An 18,918-nucleotide genomic window follows, 5' to 3' on the forward strand; every position below is an offset into this window, starting at 1 on the left:
ACTAAAATACATTTTATTGACAAAGAATATTTATATTCGTTTTTAAAATAATTTTCAGGATGAATAAATTCTATACTGTCTTCTTTTTTTTACTAGTGGGTCAATTTGCTTTCGGACAAAAAACTATTTCGGAATTAAAAATCGAAGATTTTGATTTGTTGAATCAGCAAGTAGTGAAAACCAAGCATAGTATTAGTATTGCGGGTAAAAACATTGTTTATAACGCATTTACGGGTTATTTATCCATTAAATCAGATACGGGAAAGGTTGTAAGTAAAATTTTCTTCACTTATTATCAAAAGGAAAATGATCCTTCGATTTCTAGGCCCATTACATTTACCTTCAATGGAGGTCCAGGCTCTGCTTCCTTGTGGTTACACATGGGTGGCGTCGGTCCTAAACGAGTCTTTTTGAAAGATGATGGAACTGCAATTCCTGCTCCTTATCAATATATATCGAATGAATATTCTTGGTTGGATAAAACGGACTTGGTCTTTATCGATCCGGTTTCAACAGGTTTTTCCAGACCTGGGAAAGGGGAAAATCCTAGTAAGTTTCATGGATTTGTGGAAGATGTCGAATCCATCGGAAATTTTGTTGAGCAATTTTTAAGTAAATATGAACGTTGGGCATCACCCAAATTTTTGGCGGGAGAAAGTTATGGAACCACACGTGCAGCAGGTTTAGCTAAGCAATTGCAGGATCGTCATCGTATTTATATCAATGGAGTTATTTTAATTTCTGCAGTTCTTAATTTTGGAACAAATGATTATGCTGTTGGAAATGATTTGCCTAGAGCTTTATACATACCTTCCTATACGGCAGCAGCTTGGTATCATAAAAAATTGAGTCAGGACTTGTTGTCCAAACCACTTCCAGAAGTGTTAAAGGAATCAGAAAAATTTGCCATAGGTGAATATGCGACAGCCTTGATAAAAGGTGGGTGGATGTCTGATGAGGAAAAAAGTAGAATAGCAGAAAAAATGTCATATTGGACAGGCTTAAGTAAGGAATTATGCTTGCAAGCAAATTTACGTGTGGATGAAAATCGATTTTATAAATCATTAAGGAGAGCTGATGGCTTATCTATTGGTCGATTAGACGCACGTTTTACGGGTCGTAATTTAGATGATGCTGGCGAATATGTGGATTTTGATCCTTCTTTTACGAATATTGATGGACCATTCACTGCAACGATTAATGATTATTTGCAAAAGGATTTAAAGTGGAAAGAAGATAAGACCTATCAAGTTTTTGGTGATGTTTATCCTTGGAATTATAACAATGTTCAAAATAAATATTTAAATGTCGCAGAAAGTTTACGCGATGCAATGGCTAAAAATCCACATTTGAAAGTCTATTTAGGCTGTGGTTACTATGATTTCGCTACGCCCTATTTTACAGCTTTGTATGATATTGAACACATGTTTTTACGTCCTGAACAACGTAATCGAATTTCAATTAGCATGTATGAATCTGGGCACATGTATTACATTCATCAACCATCTTTAGTGAAATTCAAAAAAGATATAGATGGATTTTTTGATTCATTTAAATAGTAAGATTAGTTATTAGAAGATAGAAGATAGGAGAGAGAAGATAGGAGAGATAAATTGAGAATTACCTCTATTACCTATTACCTTTTACCTATTACCTTTTACTTCATACATCTTTTTCACTCTTCTCTTTTCTCATCTCAAAAATATCATTAGCTTTGCAAACTCAATTTAGAGGGGTGTCCGAGTGGTTTAAGGAGCACGCTTGGAAAGCGTGTGTAGGTCTCAAGCTTACCGAGGGTTCGAATCCCTTCCCCTCTACCATTTTTCAAAAAACGAAGATAGGGACAAGATAAAAGAGTATCTCTTACTCACTAGTGCCCATCAAGAGTTGAAATATCCAATTTACACTTCGCTTCTTGTCGCTTTTGGCTACCTCAGCCATCACTATTTATTTTATAGCATATAAATGAACTTGCGGATAAACCGACGTAAGATTTGAAAGCAGCGATAGTCGTAGTTTTAACAATGCGCTTGGGCATGTGCGTCAGTGTCAAAGAAAATAGCTGCATGCGGAGTGAAAATCGCTCAGTCAGCTGACTGATTCGCCTAATTAATTATCAGATATACTTAGATTGTATTTTCAATGATTACATCAAATCAAGGTGATTATTTTACTGAATTTATCGTTGTCAAAAACATCAAAATTAGTGTAAATCCGTTTCGTGTTTTTTGAAAGGGTAAAATGTTTTATATACTGTTTTATAGGTGATTAAGTTTCTCCTGAAATGATTCAAATTAAGATCCAATTGGAATTGTCTATTCAAATCTTTTAGTTCTTCAAAAGGGTGGACAGAGAATCTAGAATAATTTTTTCCAATAGGTCTAGTATGAAAAATGACAACTGAATCTATTATGCCGATTTTATCTTTGGGATTTCCTAACATTTTAACCCACAAAAATTCATATCCCCAACTAGACTCATTTAAACAGAAAGTACTCGAAAGATTTTCGAAAACTGAAATTTCCATTAAAGGGGCAAGTACCTCAACAAAGTTTGTGTATCGCAAGTAAGATAAAAATTTAGGCTTTGTAATTCTGTGAGAAAAATAACCTTTCATGGCTGGCTGAGAAAGAATCAATCCTTCCTTTTCCGTAATTTTAAATAGCCGATCGATTTCACTACCTGAAATAATTATATCATCATCTGGCATCCAAATAAACCGATAATTCTCTGAAATGATTTTTTCAAAATCCTTATAAAATTGATAAATTAGTTTAAATTTATTTCCCTTAGCTTTTATAAAAAATTCGGCATCCTGGCTATACTCCAAAGCTTTCTGCTTATCATTCCCAAAATAAATCAATGCTAAATCAAAATTAGATTTTTTATTTAGCCAATAGGTATGACATGAGTCATCTCCAACGGCCGCAATGACTAAATTTTTCATCTGCTATTTTTTAAAAATTGTCATAATTCAAACCTCATTTGGATGGAAGAATTTTTATCTAAAGTGAATGATTAATTGGCAAATTATTAGTTCATATGCATTTCTTTTGTCCTGATCTAAAAGGTAACCAAAAAATTCTTTAAAGGCAAAAGAAATGGTTTAGGTAAATTAGGTTTGTTTTCTTTAAAATTTCAGCCAAATTCTAATCTCTATATCGAAATTTTTAAAATTCACTTCCCTTGAAAGTGTATTTTACACCATAAGCTGACAAATAATGGTTCACCTTACTTGCTATTATTCATTTTTTGAAGAAGAAAGGGTACATCATATGCTAATCTCGTACTTCTTGCCTATTATATTTTACCTCAAATTTTCCATCAAAAGGGTATAATTATTCCCAGAAATATTTACATTTACAATTCTTAAACCTATTAAAAAATGAAAACAAAAGCTTCTGAGCAAGCTAGCAGAAGGGCATTTTTGTCCAAAGCTGGTTTAGCACTCGGTTCTATTATTATTTTGCCTCGACACGTGTTGGGTGGCAAAAGCGCAAGTGGAGTTAGTTATTTAGCTCCCAGTGATAAAATCAATTTAGGTTTTATTGGTACAGGTAAGCAAGGAAGAGGATTGGTGAATTCTTTTTTATCTACTGAGCGAATCCATTTGGCTGGTATCAGCGAAGTTTATCAAGCTAAAGCTGAATTATTTACTAATCGAGTAAAAGAATTGTATTCCAAAAATGAAAAATGGGGTGCAGTTCCAGAATTAAAAAATCACCTTGATTTTCGGGAATTATTATCAAACAAAAGTATCGATGCAGTTGTGATTGCAAGTCCAGATCATTGGCATGCAGCTATGGCGGTGCGTGCAGCAGAAGCTGGTAAAGATATTTATTGTGAAAAGCCGCTTTCCCTGACGGTCAAAGAAGGTCGATCCATGGTAAATGCCACGAGAAAACACAATCGTGTTTTTCAAACGGGAAGTATGCAACGTTCATGGCCAGAATTTAGACAGGCGGTTGAATTAATTCGAAATGGATATATTGGAGAAGTGAAAAGTATTAAAGTGAATGTGGGTCCTGCACCTGAGAAATACAATTTACCTACCGAAGAAATTCCTGCCGGATTGGATTTTGCTAAATGGCTTGGACCCAATGAGGCCGTTGGCTTTAATTCCGAATTAGCGCCACCCATCAGTAAAGATGTTTTTCCGAATTGGAGAAAATACAAAGAATTTGGCGGAGGGGGTATGACCGATTGGGGTGCACATATGTTTGACATTGTTCAATGGGCCTTGGATATGGATCATTCTGGACCTGTAAAAATCGATGTTCCCAATGGTAAGGATGTTCCTTATTTAACCTATACCTATGAAAATGGGATTACCATGACGCATCAAAATTGGGAATGGAACAATGGTGTTGAGTTTGTGGGAACCGAAGGCACCTTGCGCATTGCACGTAAGAAATTAGAAACCTCCAATGCAAGCTTGAAAGATAAATTAATTGGAACGAATGAAAAGCATGTTTATAAAAGCGAAAATCATTACCATGACTTTTTAGATGCTATCAAAAATAGAAATAAACCGATTTGTGATGTTGAGATTGGGCATCGAACGGCAAGTGTGTGTAATTTAGGGAATATCGCCTATGCCTTGAATCGCAATTTACGTTGGGATCCGAAGAAAGAGGTTTTCGATAAAGATTCGGAAGCAAATGCGCTATTGGGCAGAAAAATGAATAAAGAATGGAAAGTTTAATCAATTTAAAACCTATAATTATGAACAAAAAAGTTGTGCTTATCGCCTTATTAGCGATCATGAGTCAAGTAGCATTTGCCCAAAAGGGGAAATGGGTTGAGTTATTTAATGGTAAAAATTTGGATGGGTGGAAAGTTAGCGAAAGTCCGCAGTCGTTCCGCGTAGAAGACGGAAAATTAATTGTAGAAGGACCTAGAGCTCATTTGTTTTATGATGGTGATTTTAACCAACATGATTTTAAGGATTTCGAAGTGAAAGCTCAAATTATGACTTTTCCAGGTGCCAATTCGGGAGTTTATGTACATACGGAATTTTTGCCAAACGAATGGCCAAAGCAAGGTTATGAAATTCAGGTAAATAACTCACACACTGATTGGCGGAGATCAGCTAGTTTATACAACATTGTTGACTGTGCTGAGGTATATGTGAAGGACAATGAGTGGTATGAAATGATTATCACCGTTAAGGGGAATCATATTGTTACTAAATTAAATGGAGTTACGGTAGTGGATTACACTCAGCCAGAAAAACCTTTGAGAAATAAAGGTCAAGAAATGAGATTAATAAAAAATGGGACCATCGCTATACAAGCACATGATCCCAAGAGTAAAATTATGTACAAAAGTGTACAAGTAAGAGTTTTATAAGTCGACTGCTTCACCATATGCCGCTTCGGTAGCCCCTTTAAAGGCTTCCGAAATGGTTGGGTGAGGATGAACAGATTTCATGATTTCGTAAGCAGTACTTTCAAGTTTACGAACCACAACAGCCTCAGCAATCAATTCAGTAACATTGTAACCAATCATGTGAGCTCCTAAAAGTTCACCATATTTGGCATCATAAATTACTTTTACAAATCCATCACGAGCACCTGCCGCTGTCGCTTTTCCAGAAGCTACGAATGGGAATTTGCCAACTTTAATATCATATCCAGCTTCAATTGCTTTTTTCTCAGTCATACCGACAGAAGCAATTTCAGGTGTGCAATACGTACATCCTGGAATGTTCGAATAATCTAAGGCTTCTGTTTTATGTCCAGCGATTTTTTCTACGCAAATAATTCCTTCGGCACTTGCCACGTGGGCTAAAGCTGGTCCTGGAGTTACATCACCTATGGCGAAGTAACCTGGAATATTGGTTTCATACCAAGCGTTTACAGGAATTTTACCTTTATCCACGATGATACCCACCTCTTCTAAGCCGATATTTTCTAAATTAGAAATAACACCAGCGGCAGAAAGAACAATATCGCAATTGATTTCTTGGTTTCCATTTGGAGTTTTAATACTCACTTTGCAACCTTTACCTTTGGTATCAACGGATTCAACACTTGAGTTAGTCAAGATGTCAATTCCCATTTTCTTATATTGTTTCGCCAATTCCTTTGATACATCTTCGTCCTCAACTGGTACGATGTTTGGCAAAAATTCAACGATGGTCACTTTCGTTCCCATGGCTGCATAAACATAAGCAAATTCTACACCAATGGCACCAGAACCAATAATTACCATCGAATCTGGTCTTTTAGCAAGGCTCATTGCTTTGCGGTATTCGATAACTTTTTCTCCGTCAATTGGAATGTTTGGTAATGCACGAGCTCTTGCTCCTGTTGCAATCATGATGTTTTTTCCATCATATACGGATACTTTTCCTTCAGCATCCGTTACTTGGACTTTTTTTCCAGGCAAAATCTTACCTGTACCCATGATAACATCAATTTTATTTTTTTTCATCAAGAATTGCACACCTTTGCTCATGCTATCGGCTACACCACGAGAGCGAGAAATAACAGCTGAGAAATCTGCTTCGGCTCCTGAAACCTTGATTCCGTAATCAGAAGCATGTTTGATGTATTCAAAAACTTGTGCAGATTTTAATAATGCTTTCGTTGGAATACAACCCCAGTTAAGGCATATACCCCCTAAAGATTCTTTTTCCACTACTGCACATTTTAATCCTAATTGAGAAGCTCGTATTGCGGCTACATAACCACCTGGTCCTGAGCCAACGACGATTAAATCGTATTGTTGCGCCATTTTTTTTGCTTGCTATTTAATTTTAGCTCGCAATTTACGATAAAACAGTGGAATTATGAATTATGAATTATGGGTTATGGATTATTTTGTGTCGATTTTAAATTTTTTAAAATACTTGTTAATATTTTTTTTATGTCAGTGGCTTTTTCTTCATACTCATTAAGTATAATTGGAACATCAATCAAAAGCCTTTTAAGTAATTCAATCCAATACAAGGTTTCATTAGCCTCTTTTGGGGAAATACTTAATTTATGGATAAAATCGGCCTTTGATTCAGCATTTTCTGACTCAAATATTTGAGCACCAATACTTGTGCCGGATCTTTTTAGCTGTTTTGATATTTCATATAATTTTCTTTTTTCTATAAATTCGCATAATTCATATGTTTTAATTGCAAATTCTATCGATTTTTCTCTGATTAGGTTAGGTTTCATTTTTTATCTTTTTCTTAATTTAAGGTTTATCTTTGTTACCGAATATATGAATGACTGATATTGAAAGTCAAAATCATTTAATTATCAACTTTCTAATAATGTATAACTCATAATTCATAATTCATAACTCATAATTTATATAATGACAAAAGACAGGTTTAATGACCTGAAAGCCAGAATAGAGGCTTTGAGGAGGTATCTTTGACTACGATCAGAAAAAATATTTAATTTCCGAATTGGAAACGGTGACATCCGATCCAGAATTTTGGAATAGACCAGAAAAGGCAGAATCGACCTTAAAAGAATTACGAAGTTTACGTTTTTGGACCGAAGGATTTGATCAATTATCAACTAATTTAGGTGATTTAGAGACGATTTGGGAGTTCTATGAAATGGGCGAAGCGACGGAAGCCGAAGTGGATTCGGAAGGAGAAAAGCTCGAACATTTTTTGGAATCATTGGAATTCAGGAAAATGATGTCGGATGAGGGTGATAGCATGAGTGCTGTATTGGAAATCAATGCCGGCGCAGGTGGAACGGAATCTCAAGATTGGGCCAACATGCTCTTAAGGATGTACAAAATGTGGGCTGATAAAAATAATTTCAAAATCAAATTGGTCGATTCAAATGATGGTGATGTGGCCGGAATTAAGTCGGTGACCATAGAAGTAGATGGAGAATTTGCCTATGGTAATTTGAAATCTGAAAATGGGGTACATCGTTTGGTTCGAATTTCTCCTTTTGATTCCAATGCCAGAAGACATACATCCTTTGCATCCGTATATGTTTGTCCCTTAGCGGATGATTCCATTCAAATCGATGTGAATCCAGCGGACATCGACTGGGATACTTTTCGTTCGGGCGGTGCAGGTGGACAAAATGTCAATAAGGTGGAAACAGCAGTTAGATTAACCCATAGGCCTTCAGGGATCATTATTGCATGTCAGCAGGAACGTTCCCAACTAATGAACAAGGAAGTAGCCTTGCGATTATTGAAATCGAAATTATACCAAATTGAGATTGATAAGCGAAATGCGGCCAGGGCAGAAGTGGAGGCGGGCAAAAAGAAAATCGAGTGGGGTTCCCAAATCAGAAGTTACGTTTTAGACGACAGAAGGGTCAAGGATCACCGAACCAACCATCAAACCTCCAATACCGATGCTGTGTTAGATGGTGAGATTAACGAATTTATTAAAGCCTATTTGATGGAGAATTAGCAAATGAGTCTGATAAATTATGATAATGATCATTTAAAATAATAAATTCAGAAAATTTAGTAACAATTTTTATCTTTGTATTTACCTGCCACGAAAACTTAATAAATTATTGATAATCAGATAATTAATTGCATTAATTAGACATATTAAATTTAATTGTTTTAGACATGGCAAACGAAGAAAAAGTTAGATACTCTGCCGAAGAATTAAAGGAGTTTGAAGAAATTATTCTAAAGAAATTAGAAGAAACGAAATCTGAATTAAGTTATTTGATGGAAACATTGAGTAAAAAAAATGATTCAGGAACCGATTCGACAGCAAGTAATTCCAAAGTAATGGAGGATGGTGCTGACACAGCTGAAAAAGAAAATTTAAATCAATTAGCGGGTCGTCAACAAAAATTCGCTAATAATTTAGAGAAGGCACTCGTTCGAATCAAAAATGGAACGTATGGTGTTTGTGTAGATACGGGTAAATTGATTTCAAAAGAACGTTTGCGTTTGGTACCACATACACAACATTCTATTGAAGCTAAATTAAAACAACGATAAATGGGAATTTTCGACAACAGTGGAATTTTGAATCTTTTGACTAACTATCTTAAAACTCAATTTGAGATAATTAAGATAGATATTCAAGATAAAATCGAAGAGTTGTTGATTCGGATTTTCAATTATTTTTTAGCTGCTTTATCCATAGGAATAACTTTCTTGTTTGTTTTGATGGGCTTAGCGGCTTGGTTAAATGATTATTTACAAAGTACCTTTTTAGGTTTTTTTATCGTAGCAGGAATCGCATTTGTTGCTTCGGTCCTTTTACTGCTGACCATAAAAAAATCTACTAAACACATAGAGGAAACTTCTGAAAATGAAGAGTTAAATACTAAGGAAGATTTTTCTGAACACCTAAAAGATGAGTAATACAAAAGAGAAAAGGGATCAATTGGAAGCCCAGGCGCATGCATATCAGCAAGAGCTATCTGATAAAGTAGAGGAATTGAAAGAAACAGCAAAAGTAAGAGGAGGACAAATCTTGATGGTGGGTGGAATTCTCGCAGGTTCGTATTTACTGTATTCACTTTTTTCTGGTAAAGAATCAAAACCTAAAAAAGATTCCACTGAAAAGGAATCTTCATTTATCGGTTCCGCAATTACCTCTTATGCCATCGCATTCGCTTTGTCTTTGGCAAAAGATAAATTAATGGAATATCTCAATAGTCTAGAAAAACAGGAAGAAACGAAGGAGGAGGTTGAAGTTTTAGGTAATAGGTAATGGGTAAAAGGTAATAGGTAATAGGTAAAAGGTAATAGGTAAAAGGTAATAGGTAATAGGGTAAGGTAATAGGAAATAATGCGAATTAGTGAATTCTTAGTTCTCATAACTCTTAATTCATAACTCATAATTCATAACTCATAATTCATAACTCATAATTCATAATTCCTTTCCCATCTTTTTTCTCCAACTAATCAGTCCTTGAATAGCTAAAATCACAAATAGCACATATAAAATACCTGTCAAATAAAGGTCTTTTTGGAAATACATCGCCGTATATAAGACATCTGCCAAAATCCAAACATACCAATTTTCTATTTTTTTGTTGGCTGCCAGCCATGTTCCCCAAATACTTAATGCGGTAAGCATTGAATCGAAATAGGGGAATGAAGCATTTTGTGTGAAGGAATCGTGAAGGAAACCAGAGATAATTCCAAATACTCCAACAAAGCAAACTCCAATGATTATTCCTTTCCAATTAGATTTTTCAGGAATCCATTTTTTTTCATTTTTTTGCCAATTATATAAACCAAATATGGCCATCAAAACGAAAAAACCTTGAAGTTCCATATCGGAATATAAGCGACTTTGATAAAATAATATGGCGTATAAAATGGAAGCCAATATATTCCAAAGCCATGCAATAGCTTTTTGTTGAATAGAAAAATAGACACCCAATAGGGAAGAACCAATTCCACTTAATTCAATCCAATTGCTTGAAAAATAGGAAATCAAGTTCATTTAGATGAAAGTTTTTTATGATAAAACTGACAAAATTGGGTGATATTACATTGGTCGCATTGAGGATTTCTCGCTACACAAACATATCTTCCATGCAATATGAGCCAATGATGAGCCTTTGCAATTACTTCAGTTGGTAAATTTTTGACTAAATGTTTTTCGACGGCAAAAGGAGTTTTTGCTGTTGAGGGCACCAAACCTAGTCGATGCGACACCCGGAAAACGTGAGTATCTACTGCCATTGCAGGCTGATTGTAGATAACAGAAACAATGACATTTGCTGTTTTTCTACCTACTCCGGGTAATGATTGAAGATCTTCTAAAGTAGTTGGAATTTCTCCTTCAAATTGATCTACTATTTTTTGACCCAATCCCAATAAATGTTTGGCTTTATTGTTGGGATAGGAAACGGATCGAATGTAGGAAAATATTTCCTCGACGGATGAATTAGCTAATTCGAGTGCATTTGGATATCTGGAAAATAATTTAGGGGTAACTTGGTTGATCCGTTTATCTGTACATTGGGCGGATAATACCACGGCAACCAATAATTCATAAGGATTGGAATAATGTAGTTCTGTTTCCGCTTCCGGAAAATTGAGTGTAAAATGATTTACAAAGGCATCGTATCGTTCTTTTCTTGTCATTTTAATTCAATTGAACTTGCAAGCCAATGGAGAAATTTCTTAAAGGAGATGCATTGTAATACCTTAAACCTATTGCATTTAGGTCAGGACCCGCTGAATAATTTTCATTGAGAAGATTATCAACACTCATCCATAAACGATAGGGTAATTTTCCTGTTTGATGCGAATAGGTGATTTTTGAATTCCAAATTCGGCTAGCAGGCAATATATCCGTATTTGCATCATTTAAATATAGATAATCTGTAAATAAATATTGATTGCTCCAATTTATATTCGGTAATGGTGACCAAAGGACAAGAAATGATTGACTAAAAGGACTTGTACCTGTTAAAAAGTTGCCTGTGTAAGATTTTGTTAAACTCGTATAATCTTTGAATCGATAATTTTGAAAACTGCTGGCTGTGAAAAACTGTAAATGAGAGGAGGCAAGGTAGTTTAGGCTTAGTTCGAGTCCTTTTTGACTGGTTTGTCCAACATTTACATAATAATCAGCTCCATCTGCGGTTCTCCTTAAGGCAATTGTTTCATTTAATTCAAATTGGTAAGCATTTAATTCCCAATGAAATCGTTTATCATTTGTTTGCCCCCGATAGGAAAGCTCATAATTCCAACCTTTTTCAGCCTTTAACTTATAATTGATGGTGCCTGTGGATGGTCTTAACTCTGCAATACTTGGTGGAGAGAATCCATTAGCAATTTTAAAGGATATATTTTGATTTTTGTTTAAATATCTAATTATAGATAATCTTGGTGAAAAAATGGCCTCATTATTTTGATATTCGGTCCAATAATGATTCAAACTTCCTGATAATAGGAAATTCCAATTTTCCAGTCCAGCATATTCTGATTGAAAGAAACTACTTAATTGTTGAATGCTGGTGTTTTGAGTAAATTGTAAGGTATCTTTTCTCCCTTTTATGTTCCCAAAGGTTTGACTGTCGAATTTCCCCATTTGATATTCATATCCAGCGTCCAGACTAAAACCCTCTTTTTTGAAATGGATCACAGTTCTTGAACTAAAATTAGGTTCACTTCTAATTTCGTAATTCCGAATGGTTGGGTTAATAACTTGATTATTCTGAAAAGCGTTAATGAAATTCCAACTCCAATTTCCATTCCATTGATTACCTATATTTGTCCCTATTCCAAACGTTTTGATATGAAAAGTGGCCATTTGGTCAGCGGCGCTTTTGAACGCACCAGCAGCAGGTCTAGCCTGTTTGGGATTTTCAGTAAATTGTTTCAAGGTCAGACCTCCAGGCGTTTGATAAGCCAAATCTGCATAGTAGGCGATTACATTAACTTGGCCACTCGTGCCAAATTGATAATTGAATTGATAATTAACTAATTGTTTTTTTAAGGCTGATTGATCTCTATAACCTTCTTGTTGCCAAAAAGATGTATATAATTTTTGTTGTACGGATTTACTAGCGAGGTTAATGTCCCATGTTTGTTTGAATCCACCTAAAGAATGGTACATGGATTGATGTTGAATGGAATTTTTGTCGGAATTTTGGCTATTTAACAAGATTACACCACCTGTTCCTGCTCCATATAATCCACCGGAAGGTCCTTTTGATACAACAATGTTTTGAAATAAATCGGGATCGAGAATCGAAAAGTAGCTGTTGTTACCTGCATCTGTAAATGGAATTTGGTTCCAATATACTTTGACGTTTCGTACTCCAAAAGGGGCACGTAACGAGCTGCCTCTCACAGCAATTCTAAAACTGCCCGGTGACCTTTCTTCCATTCGGATGCCAGCTTGTGAATTTAATGCTGGCAAAAAGCTATTGGTATTGCCGATTTTGATGATATTGGAGTCTATAATCGCAATGGCATCTGGTGAGTTCAACCAAGTTCGATTTTTTTCGAAAGCTTTGACAACGACCGTTTTAAGTTCTCTGGAATAAAGACTGTCAAGGTTTTGACCTTTTGCGAAAAATCCAATACTCAATAATATAACTAGAACACTGAATTTTATCGTTTTCATGTTAAAAATAATAACTTAAATAGGTTGACAAAAAACCGGCTTGAGATGCGTTGATACTTTTGGATTTATTGTTAACGGCAGCACCTAGGTTTAATAGTTCATAAACAAGACTAAATCCAAATTTGTTATGCTTGGCATTGAATTTTGCACGGTAGCTCAGGTCATTTTTTTGATGGGTTGTTTCGTAAGGTATGCCAACAAATCGGCCATATAATATAATATTTCCAATCAAAGGTTGAAATAATTGACCTTCGAAGGTAATGCCTATTTTTCCAGGAATTTGCAAGCCCAATCCTGCTGTTATACCATGTAAGGATGTTTTTTCTTCTTCTACGTATTCAGTTTTATTAGCTGAAATTTTACGTGCAATCGATTTGCTGTAAAGACTAAGTAATGGGTATAAATAGGGGCGTTTTTGGCCTAATTTTTGATTGAATTGTATCCCAAATTCCGCCATTCCTCCTCGGTAAGATGAAAATAAATCCCCTTCTAAGGTATTTGTGTAATTATCAGGAACTATAAAGGTATAGGTTGTTTTATCCACCAAGGAATGATCAATGTTGCCTAAAGTGTTTAATTCTAGAAAAAATAATTTACTGGATCCTGGCTTTTGAAAGTTGATCTTGGTTTTGAAATTCAAGGTAAATTGTTTTTCGTACCAAGAAATTTGACTTCCGCCGATCCCAGTTTCTAATTTGAATTTTTGTCCGAATGATATCAATGGAACAAAAAAGATAAGAAATAAAAAACAGTTGTATTTTTTTTTCATGAGGCTGTTCGGTCTATTATTTACCAATATTTTCCTTTTCGCTTGATTCCAAAGATAATTCCTCTGATGATGATAATCAAATGATAAAATAAGGTTGGAATAGTTCCAAAATGATTGGCGGAAATGGTAAATCTTTCCATCCAAGATTTTTTTAAATTTTGGACCGATGCCCCACCAATTAAATATAGACTTATCGGGGAGTTTATATTTATACTGCTGCGACTCCTTTTTAAACACTTAATGACCCAATCGAAGTCCGAACTTAATCTGTATTCCATTGAATAGAGCGGCGCAATTTCTTTTTTAACAATGAACGATTGGTGGCAAACAGGCATGCCGAATTTAAAATCTTGCCATTTCATCTGTTTTGGTAAAAGGTGAGGAGTTACTTCACTTCGTAAACCTATCTTTTCACCTTCCAAATTGACAAAAATGCTTTCTCCGTACAATACGTCTGGATTTTTTCTTAGATTATTTTGTATATTCTCTAAGTTGGATTTATCTGCAAATGTATCACCAGCATTCATAAAAAGCAGGTATTTTCCACTAGAAGCTTGAATCCCCTTGTTCATGGCATCGTAGATTCCATGATCTTTTTCAGAAATAAGTTGGTCAACTTTGATGGGATGATTTTCAATGATTTTCAAAGTATCATCTTTGGATGCACCATCTACAATGATATATTCTATTTCATCCAGAAAATGTTGTTCATGGATGCTATCCAAGGTTTGTTGAATGAACTTTTCTGCCTGATAAGTAATCGTTATGATGCTCAGTAATTTAGACATTATTCAAACTGTTTAAATAATATTGAGTATGAAGTTCGGCAATGTATTTTTCTGAATAATGATTTTCAGCTTTCTCGCGAGCTTTCTCGCCAAATTTCACCGAATTTTCTAAACAAACATGTATTCCATGGGCTAAATCTTCTTTGTTTTTGAATTCAGCAATGTAGCCGTTGACTTGGTGGTTGATCATTTCAGGAATCCCTCCGACGTTAAATCCCACACAACTTGTTCCGCAGGAAAGTGCTTCCATGATGGTATTGGGCAGATTTTCTTCCAATGAAGGTGTTATGAAAACATCGGCTGCGTTATAGATATCAACCATTTGGGAATCATTTGATATTCTACCAAGCACGTGTACTTTCAAAGGAATATCGTCCATCAAATTTGAATGGGTAAGTTCACCAATGACCAAAACTTCGGTATTTTCTGACTTATTGGGATAATTTTTCTTCCAAATTTCAATCGCATCTTTTAGGTATTCAAATCCTTTGTTGGGAGCTGAAACACGCATGGCAACAAAAAGTAAATAGGATTTATCTACGGCTAATCCCAACTTCTCGCGGGACATTCTTTTATCGGAATTTTTGAAAATCGATAAATTGATCGCATTTGGAATGGCATGAACTTCATGTTGCATCAAAAGGCTGCTTTCTTTGGCTTTATTGGCTAACCATTGACTACAGGTAATAAATCGTAACTGCTCCGATTCAAATGCGAACACTTTTTCTCTCCATAATCGATGAGATAAATCATGGAAACTAGGTTGTTTGACAAATTTACATTGACCACAAAACTCTTTGTAATGATCACATTCTCCACTATGGTGGCAACCTCCGGTAAATGCCCACATATCATGCAGCGTCCAAAAAACGGGCTTGCCAAGTTCTGTTAATTGTCGAATATTTTGAATGGATAAAAATCCAAAATTTACCCAATGCAAATGAATAATATCGGCTTGTTGAATCAATGGATGTTGTGAAATATCCGATCCAAAAATGCCTGGATTGAATAGAAATCGAATGGATTTATCCTTTTCAAAAAATCGAAAATAAAGTCGTTCGCCGACAAATCGTATAAAAGCTAACAATTTGCTCCAAACCGAATGACTCAAGGCAATGGATTCATCTTCTCCTGTTTTCTCTTGAACCAAATAATGCACCTCATGACCGGCATGTTTAAGTGCTTTATAAAGTCGACCACAGGCAATACCCGCACCCCCATTTTGATTGTGGTAAGAAAGTAAAACGATTTTTAGACTTTCTTGGATCATTTTTTCTGTGCAGTAATTAAAATGAACGGTGAAAATAATTGGGATTCAATGGGGATGATTTTGAAGAATATTTTCAGTGGTAACCAACATGCTTTTTTGAATAATTTAACCCAAAGAGGTTGTTTGTTTTCATTTTCAAGCCAAAGCATAAAACCGCCGGTATATTCTACGTTTATATGAACTAAATCTAATTCGCGGCAAATATTTTCTAAAAAACCTATTTCCATGCAAGGAATGTAATGTTTGTTGTAATTGTCAAGGTCAAATGTTTTTTGAAACCAACCATTTAAGCCTTTGAAATTGGGTAAACTAATAAATAAAGTTCCGTTTGGTTTTAAAAAATCGATGTGTCTTTTGATGATATCTTTCGTGTCTTCAAAATGCTCAATCAAGCCATTTGAGATGGCTATATCAAATGAGTTATGTAAGTTATTTTCATTGGAGAAAAGGTCTTTTTCGAGAATAGAGACATTGCCTGTGCAATTATTGGCCACTTTTAATTGATCTACCAATTCTGGAAGGATGACAAAGTCCAAGAGTGTAGCACTAAGATTCAATTCCTTGCTTGCCCAAACTGAATAGTATCCAGGAAAACCACCAATTTCAATTAAATTTTGACTCTTATTTTCTCGAATAATTGATCTTAATTCTTTGGTAAAAGGATAATTGTTGGGGATTTTGAAAATCAAATGATCCTTACTTAGCCAATAGTTTTTCCAAAATTGATAATCAGTTAGAGACTTTTCGGCCATTAGAATGGGAATTTGAAAGAGTTAATTTATTTGAAAAGGCAATTTACACATTTGAATTTGTTTTAGAAAGTAGATTTAAGTGGATAGATTGTAATTTATGAATGGTAAATTGTAACTTTATAGTTTAGTTTTCATTTATTTAGCTCATTCATTTTTGTATGATCATCAAGGATAAAAAAGTATTAGTCACGGGTGCGGATGGATTTATTGGTAGTCATTTAGTGGAACGATTATTAGAAGAAGGTGCTAAAGTGAAAGCATTTGTGTATTACAATTCTTTTAATTCTTGGGGATGGTTAGATACTTTTCCCAAGGAGAAATTAAATCAAATAGAAATTTTTGCTGGGGATGTCCGTGACCCTTATGGGGTAAAAGAAGCCATGAAGGGCTGCGATGTCGTTTTTCATTTAGCGGCATTAATTGCGATTCCCTATAGTTACCATTCACCCGATTCCTATGTGGATACCAATATTAAAGGCACTTTACACATCATTCAAGCGGCCAAAGAATTAGGCATTGAAAAAGTATTGGTTACCTCTACTTCGGAAGTTTACGGAACAGCACTTTATGTTCCTATCGATGAAAAACATCCAAAACAAGGTCAATCACCCTATTCAGCTACCAAAATTGGGGCTGATCATATCGCTGATTCATTTTATCGATCTTTCAATTTGCCATTAACGATTGTTCGGCCATTTAATACATTTGGTCCTAGGCAATCTGCTAGGGCTGTCATTCCCACCATCATTACTCAATTATTGGCAGGAAAAACGGAAATTAAATTAGGCTCTTTGCACCCTACCAGAGATTTGGTTTTTGTGAAAGATACGGTGAACGGTTTTGTTGAAATTGCCAAATCTGATAGCCTAATTGGACATGAAGTGAATATTGCCACTCAATCCGAAATAACCGTTGGCGATTTAGCTTTGAAACTCATTGATTTGATTAATCCAAAGGCGGAAATCATTAGTGATGATATTCGATTACGACCAGAAAAAAGCGAAGTTGAACGGCTTTTTGGATCCAATGAGAAAATTAAGTCGCATACGAACTGGAAACAGCTTTATTCGTTTGAAGATTCTTTGAAAGAAACCATTCAATGGTTTAGTCAAGAGGAGAATTTGAAACAGTATAAAACAGATATTTATAATGTTTAATCAAGAGATAAAATTTATCAAAGAGCAATTTTCTCAGGTGGATTTCATCCCTTTGCATGAACCCATTTTTTTGGGAAATGAAAAAAAATATCTGTTAGAGACGATTGATTCAACGTTTGTTTCGTCTGTAGGACCATTTGTTGATCAATTTGAACAGAATTTACAAGAGTTTACTCAAACCCAAAAAGCGATTGCGGTGGTAAACGGTACTTCTGCATTGCAAGTTGCTTTGCGTTTAGTGGGTGTTCAATCAGGTGATGAGGTGATAACGCAGTCCTTGACCTTTGTCGCCACAGCCAATGCCATCGCTTACAATGGTGCGGAACCCATATTTTTAGATGTTGATTTAGATACGATGGGCTTATCGCCCAAGGCAGTGAAGGAATTTCTAGAAGGTCATGCAGAAATCAGATATGAACATTGCTTCAATAAAAAAACGGGAAAGAAAATAGCGGCCTGTTTGCCTATGCATACATTTGGTTTTCCTGTTCATTTGAACGAACTCATTCAAATTTGTCATGAATGGAAAATCCCTATCGTTGAAGATGCAGCTGAATCCATTGGTTCGGAGTATCATGGTAAAATGACTGGGTCTTTTGGTCAGATGGGTACTTTTTCATTTAATGGAAATAAAACCATTACCAGTGGTGGGGGAGGTGCCATTGTGACAAATGATATCACTTTGGGAATTTGTGCCAAACATTTGACTACCACAGCTAAAAAAGCACATCCTTTTGAGTTTTTTCATGATGAATTGGGTTATAATTTTAGAATGCCTAATTTAAACGCGGCATTAGCTTGCGCTCAATTGGAATTGCTACCTCAAATTTTGGCTAATAAAAGAGTATTAGCCAATCAATACAAAAGCTTTTTTGATGAGCAGGGGATTTGTTTTAGAACCGAATTGCCGAATACCAAAGCGAATTATTGGTTGATGTGTCTTGAATTAGAAAATAAAGCAGAAAGGGATGTGTTTTTAAATGAAACAAATTCCAATGGCGTAATGACACGACCTATTTGGCAGTTGATGCACCGATTGCCGATGTACCAAGATTGCCAAAGAGATGAACAAATCAATGCCCATTTTTTAGAAGAACGTATTATCAATATTCCAAGTAGTTATCGACCTTAATTTTT

General features: G+C 35.2%; 19 protein-coding genes and 1 tRNA gene. 10 read left to right on the forward strand and 10 right to left on the reverse strand.

Going from position 1 to position 18,918, the window contains the following annotated elements:
- Positions 1–59 precede the first annotated feature (59 nt).
- Positions 60–1,559, forward strand: a complete 1,500-nt coding sequence (locus V7S76_RS00980) for a S10 family peptidase (protein WP_459508133.1) — start codon at positions 60–62, stop codon at positions 1,557–1,559.
- Between the two features lie 170 nt (positions 1,560–1,729).
- Positions 1,730–1,820 (forward strand) — tRNA-Ser (locus V7S76_RS00985).
- 383 nt (positions 1,821–2,203) lie between these two features.
- Here V7S76_RS00985 and V7S76_RS00990 read toward each other — a convergent pair.
- On the reverse strand, positions 2,204–2,947 hold the full coding sequence (locus V7S76_RS00990) for a hypothetical protein (RefSeq protein WP_459508134.1): 744 nt from the start codon (positions 2,945–2,947) through the stop codon (positions 2,204–2,206).
- Between the two features lie 438 nt (positions 2,948–3,385).
- Between V7S76_RS00990 and V7S76_RS00995 the strand changes: the two genes are divergently transcribed.
- Together V7S76_RS00995 and V7S76_RS01000 are read left to right on the forward strand one after the other, a co-directional pair.
- A complete protein-coding gene (locus tag V7S76_RS00995) occupies positions 3,386–4,705 on the forward strand; it encodes a Gfo/Idh/MocA family protein (protein WP_459508135.1) in 1,320 nt (439 codons plus the stop codon).
- A gap of 20 nt (positions 4,706–4,725) precedes the next feature.
- A complete protein-coding gene (locus tag V7S76_RS01000) occupies positions 4,726–5,352 on the forward strand; it encodes a 3-keto-disaccharide hydrolase (RefSeq protein ID WP_459508136.1) in 627 nt (208 codons plus the stop codon).
- Here V7S76_RS01000 and lpdA read toward each other — a convergent pair.
- A complete protein-coding gene (gene lpdA, locus V7S76_RS01005; RefSeq protein WP_459508137.1) occupies positions 5,347–6,741 on the reverse strand; it encodes a dihydrolipoyl dehydrogenase in 1,395 nt (464 codons plus the stop codon). The genes V7S76_RS01000 and lpdA overlap by 6 nt on opposite strands.
- Before the next feature lie 74 nt (positions 6,742–6,815).
- Positions 6,816–7,175 (reverse strand): four helix bundle protein, encoded by a 360-nt coding sequence (locus V7S76_RS01010; protein WP_459508138.1) that lies wholly within the window; start codon positions 7,173–7,175, stop codon positions 6,816–6,818.
- A 142-nt stretch (positions 7,176–7,317) separates the two neighbouring features.
- Here V7S76_RS01010 and prfB point away from each other — a divergent pair.
- The 4 genes from prfB (at position 7,318) to V7S76_RS01030 (ending at position 9,664) form a co-directional block, all read left to right on the forward strand.
- Positions 7,318–8,392 (forward strand): peptide chain release factor 2 gene (prfB, locus tag V7S76_RS01015; RefSeq protein ID WP_459508139.1). Its coding sequence is split into 2 segments (ribosomal slippage): positions 7,318–7,377 and positions 7,379–8,392, totalling 1,074 coding nucleotides; the frame shifts between segments, so codons are not numbered across the junction.
- A 167-nt stretch (positions 8,393–8,559) separates the two neighbouring features.
- Positions 8,560–8,943 carry a TraR/DksA family transcriptional regulator gene (locus tag V7S76_RS01020; RefSeq protein ID WP_459508140.1) on the forward strand — a complete coding sequence of 128 codons (384 nt, stop codon included), beginning with the start codon at positions 8,560–8,562 and terminating at the stop codon, positions 8,941–8,943.
- Entirely contained in the window at positions 8,944–9,312 is a 369-nt protein-coding gene (locus V7S76_RS01025; RefSeq protein ID WP_459508141.1) for a phage holin family protein, read from the forward strand.
- Positions 9,305–9,664: a hypothetical protein gene (locus V7S76_RS01030; RefSeq protein ID WP_459508142.1), complete on the forward strand. Its 360-nt coding sequence runs from the start codon at positions 9,305–9,307 to the stop codon at positions 9,662–9,664. Before V7S76_RS01025 ends, V7S76_RS01030 begins: the two co-directional genes overlap by 8 nt.
- Before the next feature lie 159 nt (positions 9,665–9,823).
- Here V7S76_RS01030 and pnuC read toward each other — a convergent pair whose 3' ends face one another.
- The 7 genes from pnuC to V7S76_RS01065 are packed head-to-tail and all read right to left on the reverse strand — an operon-like array spanning position 9,824 to position 16,624.
- Positions 9,824–10,405: a nicotinamide riboside transporter PnuC gene (gene pnuC, locus V7S76_RS01035; RefSeq protein ID WP_459508143.1), complete on the reverse strand. Its 582-nt coding sequence runs from the start codon at positions 10,403–10,405 to the stop codon at positions 9,824–9,826.
- The gene (gene nth / locus V7S76_RS01040; RefSeq protein ID WP_459508144.1) at positions 10,402–11,052 is read right to left on the reverse strand and encodes an endonuclease III; all 651 of its coding nucleotides are present in this window, start codon (positions 11,050–11,052) and stop codon (positions 10,402–10,404) included. Before nth ends, pnuC begins: the two co-directional genes overlap by 4 nt.
- A 1-nt stretch (position 11,053) precedes the next feature.
- Positions 11,054–13,045 carry a TonB-dependent receptor gene (locus V7S76_RS01045; protein WP_459508145.1) on the reverse strand — a complete coding sequence of 664 codons (1,992 nt, stop codon included), beginning with the start codon at positions 13,043–13,045 and terminating at the stop codon, positions 11,054–11,056.
- Between the two features lies 1 nt (position 13,046).
- A complete protein-coding gene (locus V7S76_RS01050; RefSeq protein ID WP_459508146.1) occupies positions 13,047–13,814 on the reverse strand; it encodes a hypothetical protein in 768 nt (255 codons plus the stop codon).
- 20 nt (positions 13,815–13,834) lie between these two features.
- Positions 13,835–14,602, reverse strand: coding sequence for a glycosyltransferase family 2 protein (locus tag V7S76_RS01055; protein ID WP_459508147.1), 768 nt, complete (start codon positions 14,600–14,602; stop codon positions 13,835–13,837).
- A complete protein-coding gene (locus V7S76_RS01060) occupies positions 14,595–15,872 on the reverse strand; it encodes a glycosyltransferase (protein WP_459508148.1) in 1,278 nt (425 codons plus the stop codon). Before V7S76_RS01060 ends, V7S76_RS01055 begins: the two co-directional genes overlap by 8 nt.
- Positions 15,869–16,624, reverse strand: coding sequence for a class I SAM-dependent methyltransferase (locus V7S76_RS01065; RefSeq protein ID WP_459508149.1), 756 nt, complete (start codon positions 16,622–16,624; stop codon positions 15,869–15,871). Before V7S76_RS01065 ends, V7S76_RS01060 begins: the two co-directional genes overlap by 4 nt.
- Before the next feature lie 158 nt (positions 16,625–16,782).
- Here V7S76_RS01065 and V7S76_RS01070 point away from each other — a divergent pair, with 158 nt between their 5' ends.
- Both V7S76_RS01070 and V7S76_RS01075 read left to right on the forward strand, forming a co-directional pair.
- On the forward strand, positions 16,783–17,781 hold the full coding sequence (locus V7S76_RS01070; protein ID WP_459508150.1) for an NAD-dependent 4,6-dehydratase LegB: 999 nt from the start codon (positions 16,783–16,785) through the stop codon (positions 17,779–17,781).
- Positions 17,774–18,913 (forward strand): LegC family aminotransferase, encoded by a 1,140-nt coding sequence (locus V7S76_RS01075; RefSeq protein WP_459508151.1) that lies wholly within the window; start codon positions 17,774–17,776, stop codon positions 18,911–18,913. Before V7S76_RS01070 ends, V7S76_RS01075 begins: the two co-directional genes overlap by 8 nt.
- The last annotated feature ends 5 nt before the right edge of the window (positions 18,914–18,918 follow it).

This window comes from Aquirufa sp. ROCK2-A2, assembly GCF_054558485.1.

Coding starts and splice junctions, on each gene's coding strand:
- V7S76_RS01010 (WP_459508138.1), bottom strand. CDS start 7,175: ATGAAACCTAACCTAATCAGAGAAAAATCGATAGAATTTGCAATTAAA.
- V7S76_RS01060 (WP_459508148.1), bottom strand. CDS start 15,872: ATGATCCAAGAAAGTCTAAAAATCGTTTTACTTTCTTACCACAATCAA.
- nth (WP_459508144.1), bottom strand. CDS start 11,052: ATGACAAGAAAAGAACGATACGATGCCTTTGTAAATCATTTTACACTC.
- V7S76_RS01075 (WP_459508151.1), top strand. CDS start 17,774: ATGTTTAATCAAGAGATAAAATTTATCAAAGAGCAATTTTCTCAGGTG.
- V7S76_RS01025 (WP_459508141.1), top strand. CDS start 8,944: ATGGGAATTTTCGACAACAGTGGAATTTTGAATCTTTTGACTAACTAT.
- V7S76_RS01000 (WP_459508136.1), top strand. CDS start 4,726: ATGAACAAAAAAGTTGTGCTTATCGCCTTATTAGCGATCATGAGTCAA.
- V7S76_RS00980 (WP_459508133.1), top strand. CDS start 60: ATGAATAAATTCTATACTGTCTTCTTTTTTTTACTAGTGGGTCAATTT.
- V7S76_RS01070 (WP_459508150.1), top strand. CDS start 16,783: ATGATCATCAAGGATAAAAAAGTATTAGTCACGGGTGCGGATGGATTT.
- V7S76_RS00995 (WP_459508135.1), top strand. CDS start 3,386: ATGAAAACAAAAGCTTCTGAGCAAGCTAGCAGAAGGGCATTTTTGTCC.
- V7S76_RS00990 (WP_459508134.1), bottom strand. CDS start 2,947: ATGAAAAATTTAGTCATTGCGGCCGTTGGAGATGACTCATGTCATACC.
- V7S76_RS01055 (WP_459508147.1), bottom strand. CDS start 14,602: ATGTCTAAATTACTGAGCATCATAACGATTACTTATCAGGCAGAAAAG.
- V7S76_RS01050 (WP_459508146.1), bottom strand. CDS start 13,814: ATGAAAAAAAAATACAACTGTTTTTTATTTCTTATCTTTTTTGTTCCA.
- V7S76_RS01045 (WP_459508145.1), bottom strand. CDS start 13,045: ATGAAAACGATAAAATTCAGTGTTCTAGTTATATTATTGAGTATTGGA.
- V7S76_RS01020 (WP_459508140.1), top strand. CDS start 8,560: ATGGCAAACGAAGAAAAAGTTAGATACTCTGCCGAAGAATTAAAGGAG.
- lpdA (WP_459508137.1), bottom strand. CDS start 6,741: ATGGCGCAACAATACGATTTAATCGTCGTTGGCTCAGGACCAGGTGGT.
- pnuC (WP_459508143.1), bottom strand. CDS start 10,405: ATGAACTTGATTTCCTATTTTTCAAGCAATTGGATTGAATTAAGTGGA.
- V7S76_RS01030 (WP_459508142.1), top strand. CDS start 9,305: ATGAGTAATACAAAAGAGAAAAGGGATCAATTGGAAGCCCAGGCGCAT.
- V7S76_RS01065 (WP_459508149.1), bottom strand. CDS start 16,624: ATGGCCGAAAAGTCTCTAACTGATTATCAATTTTGGAAAAACTATTGG.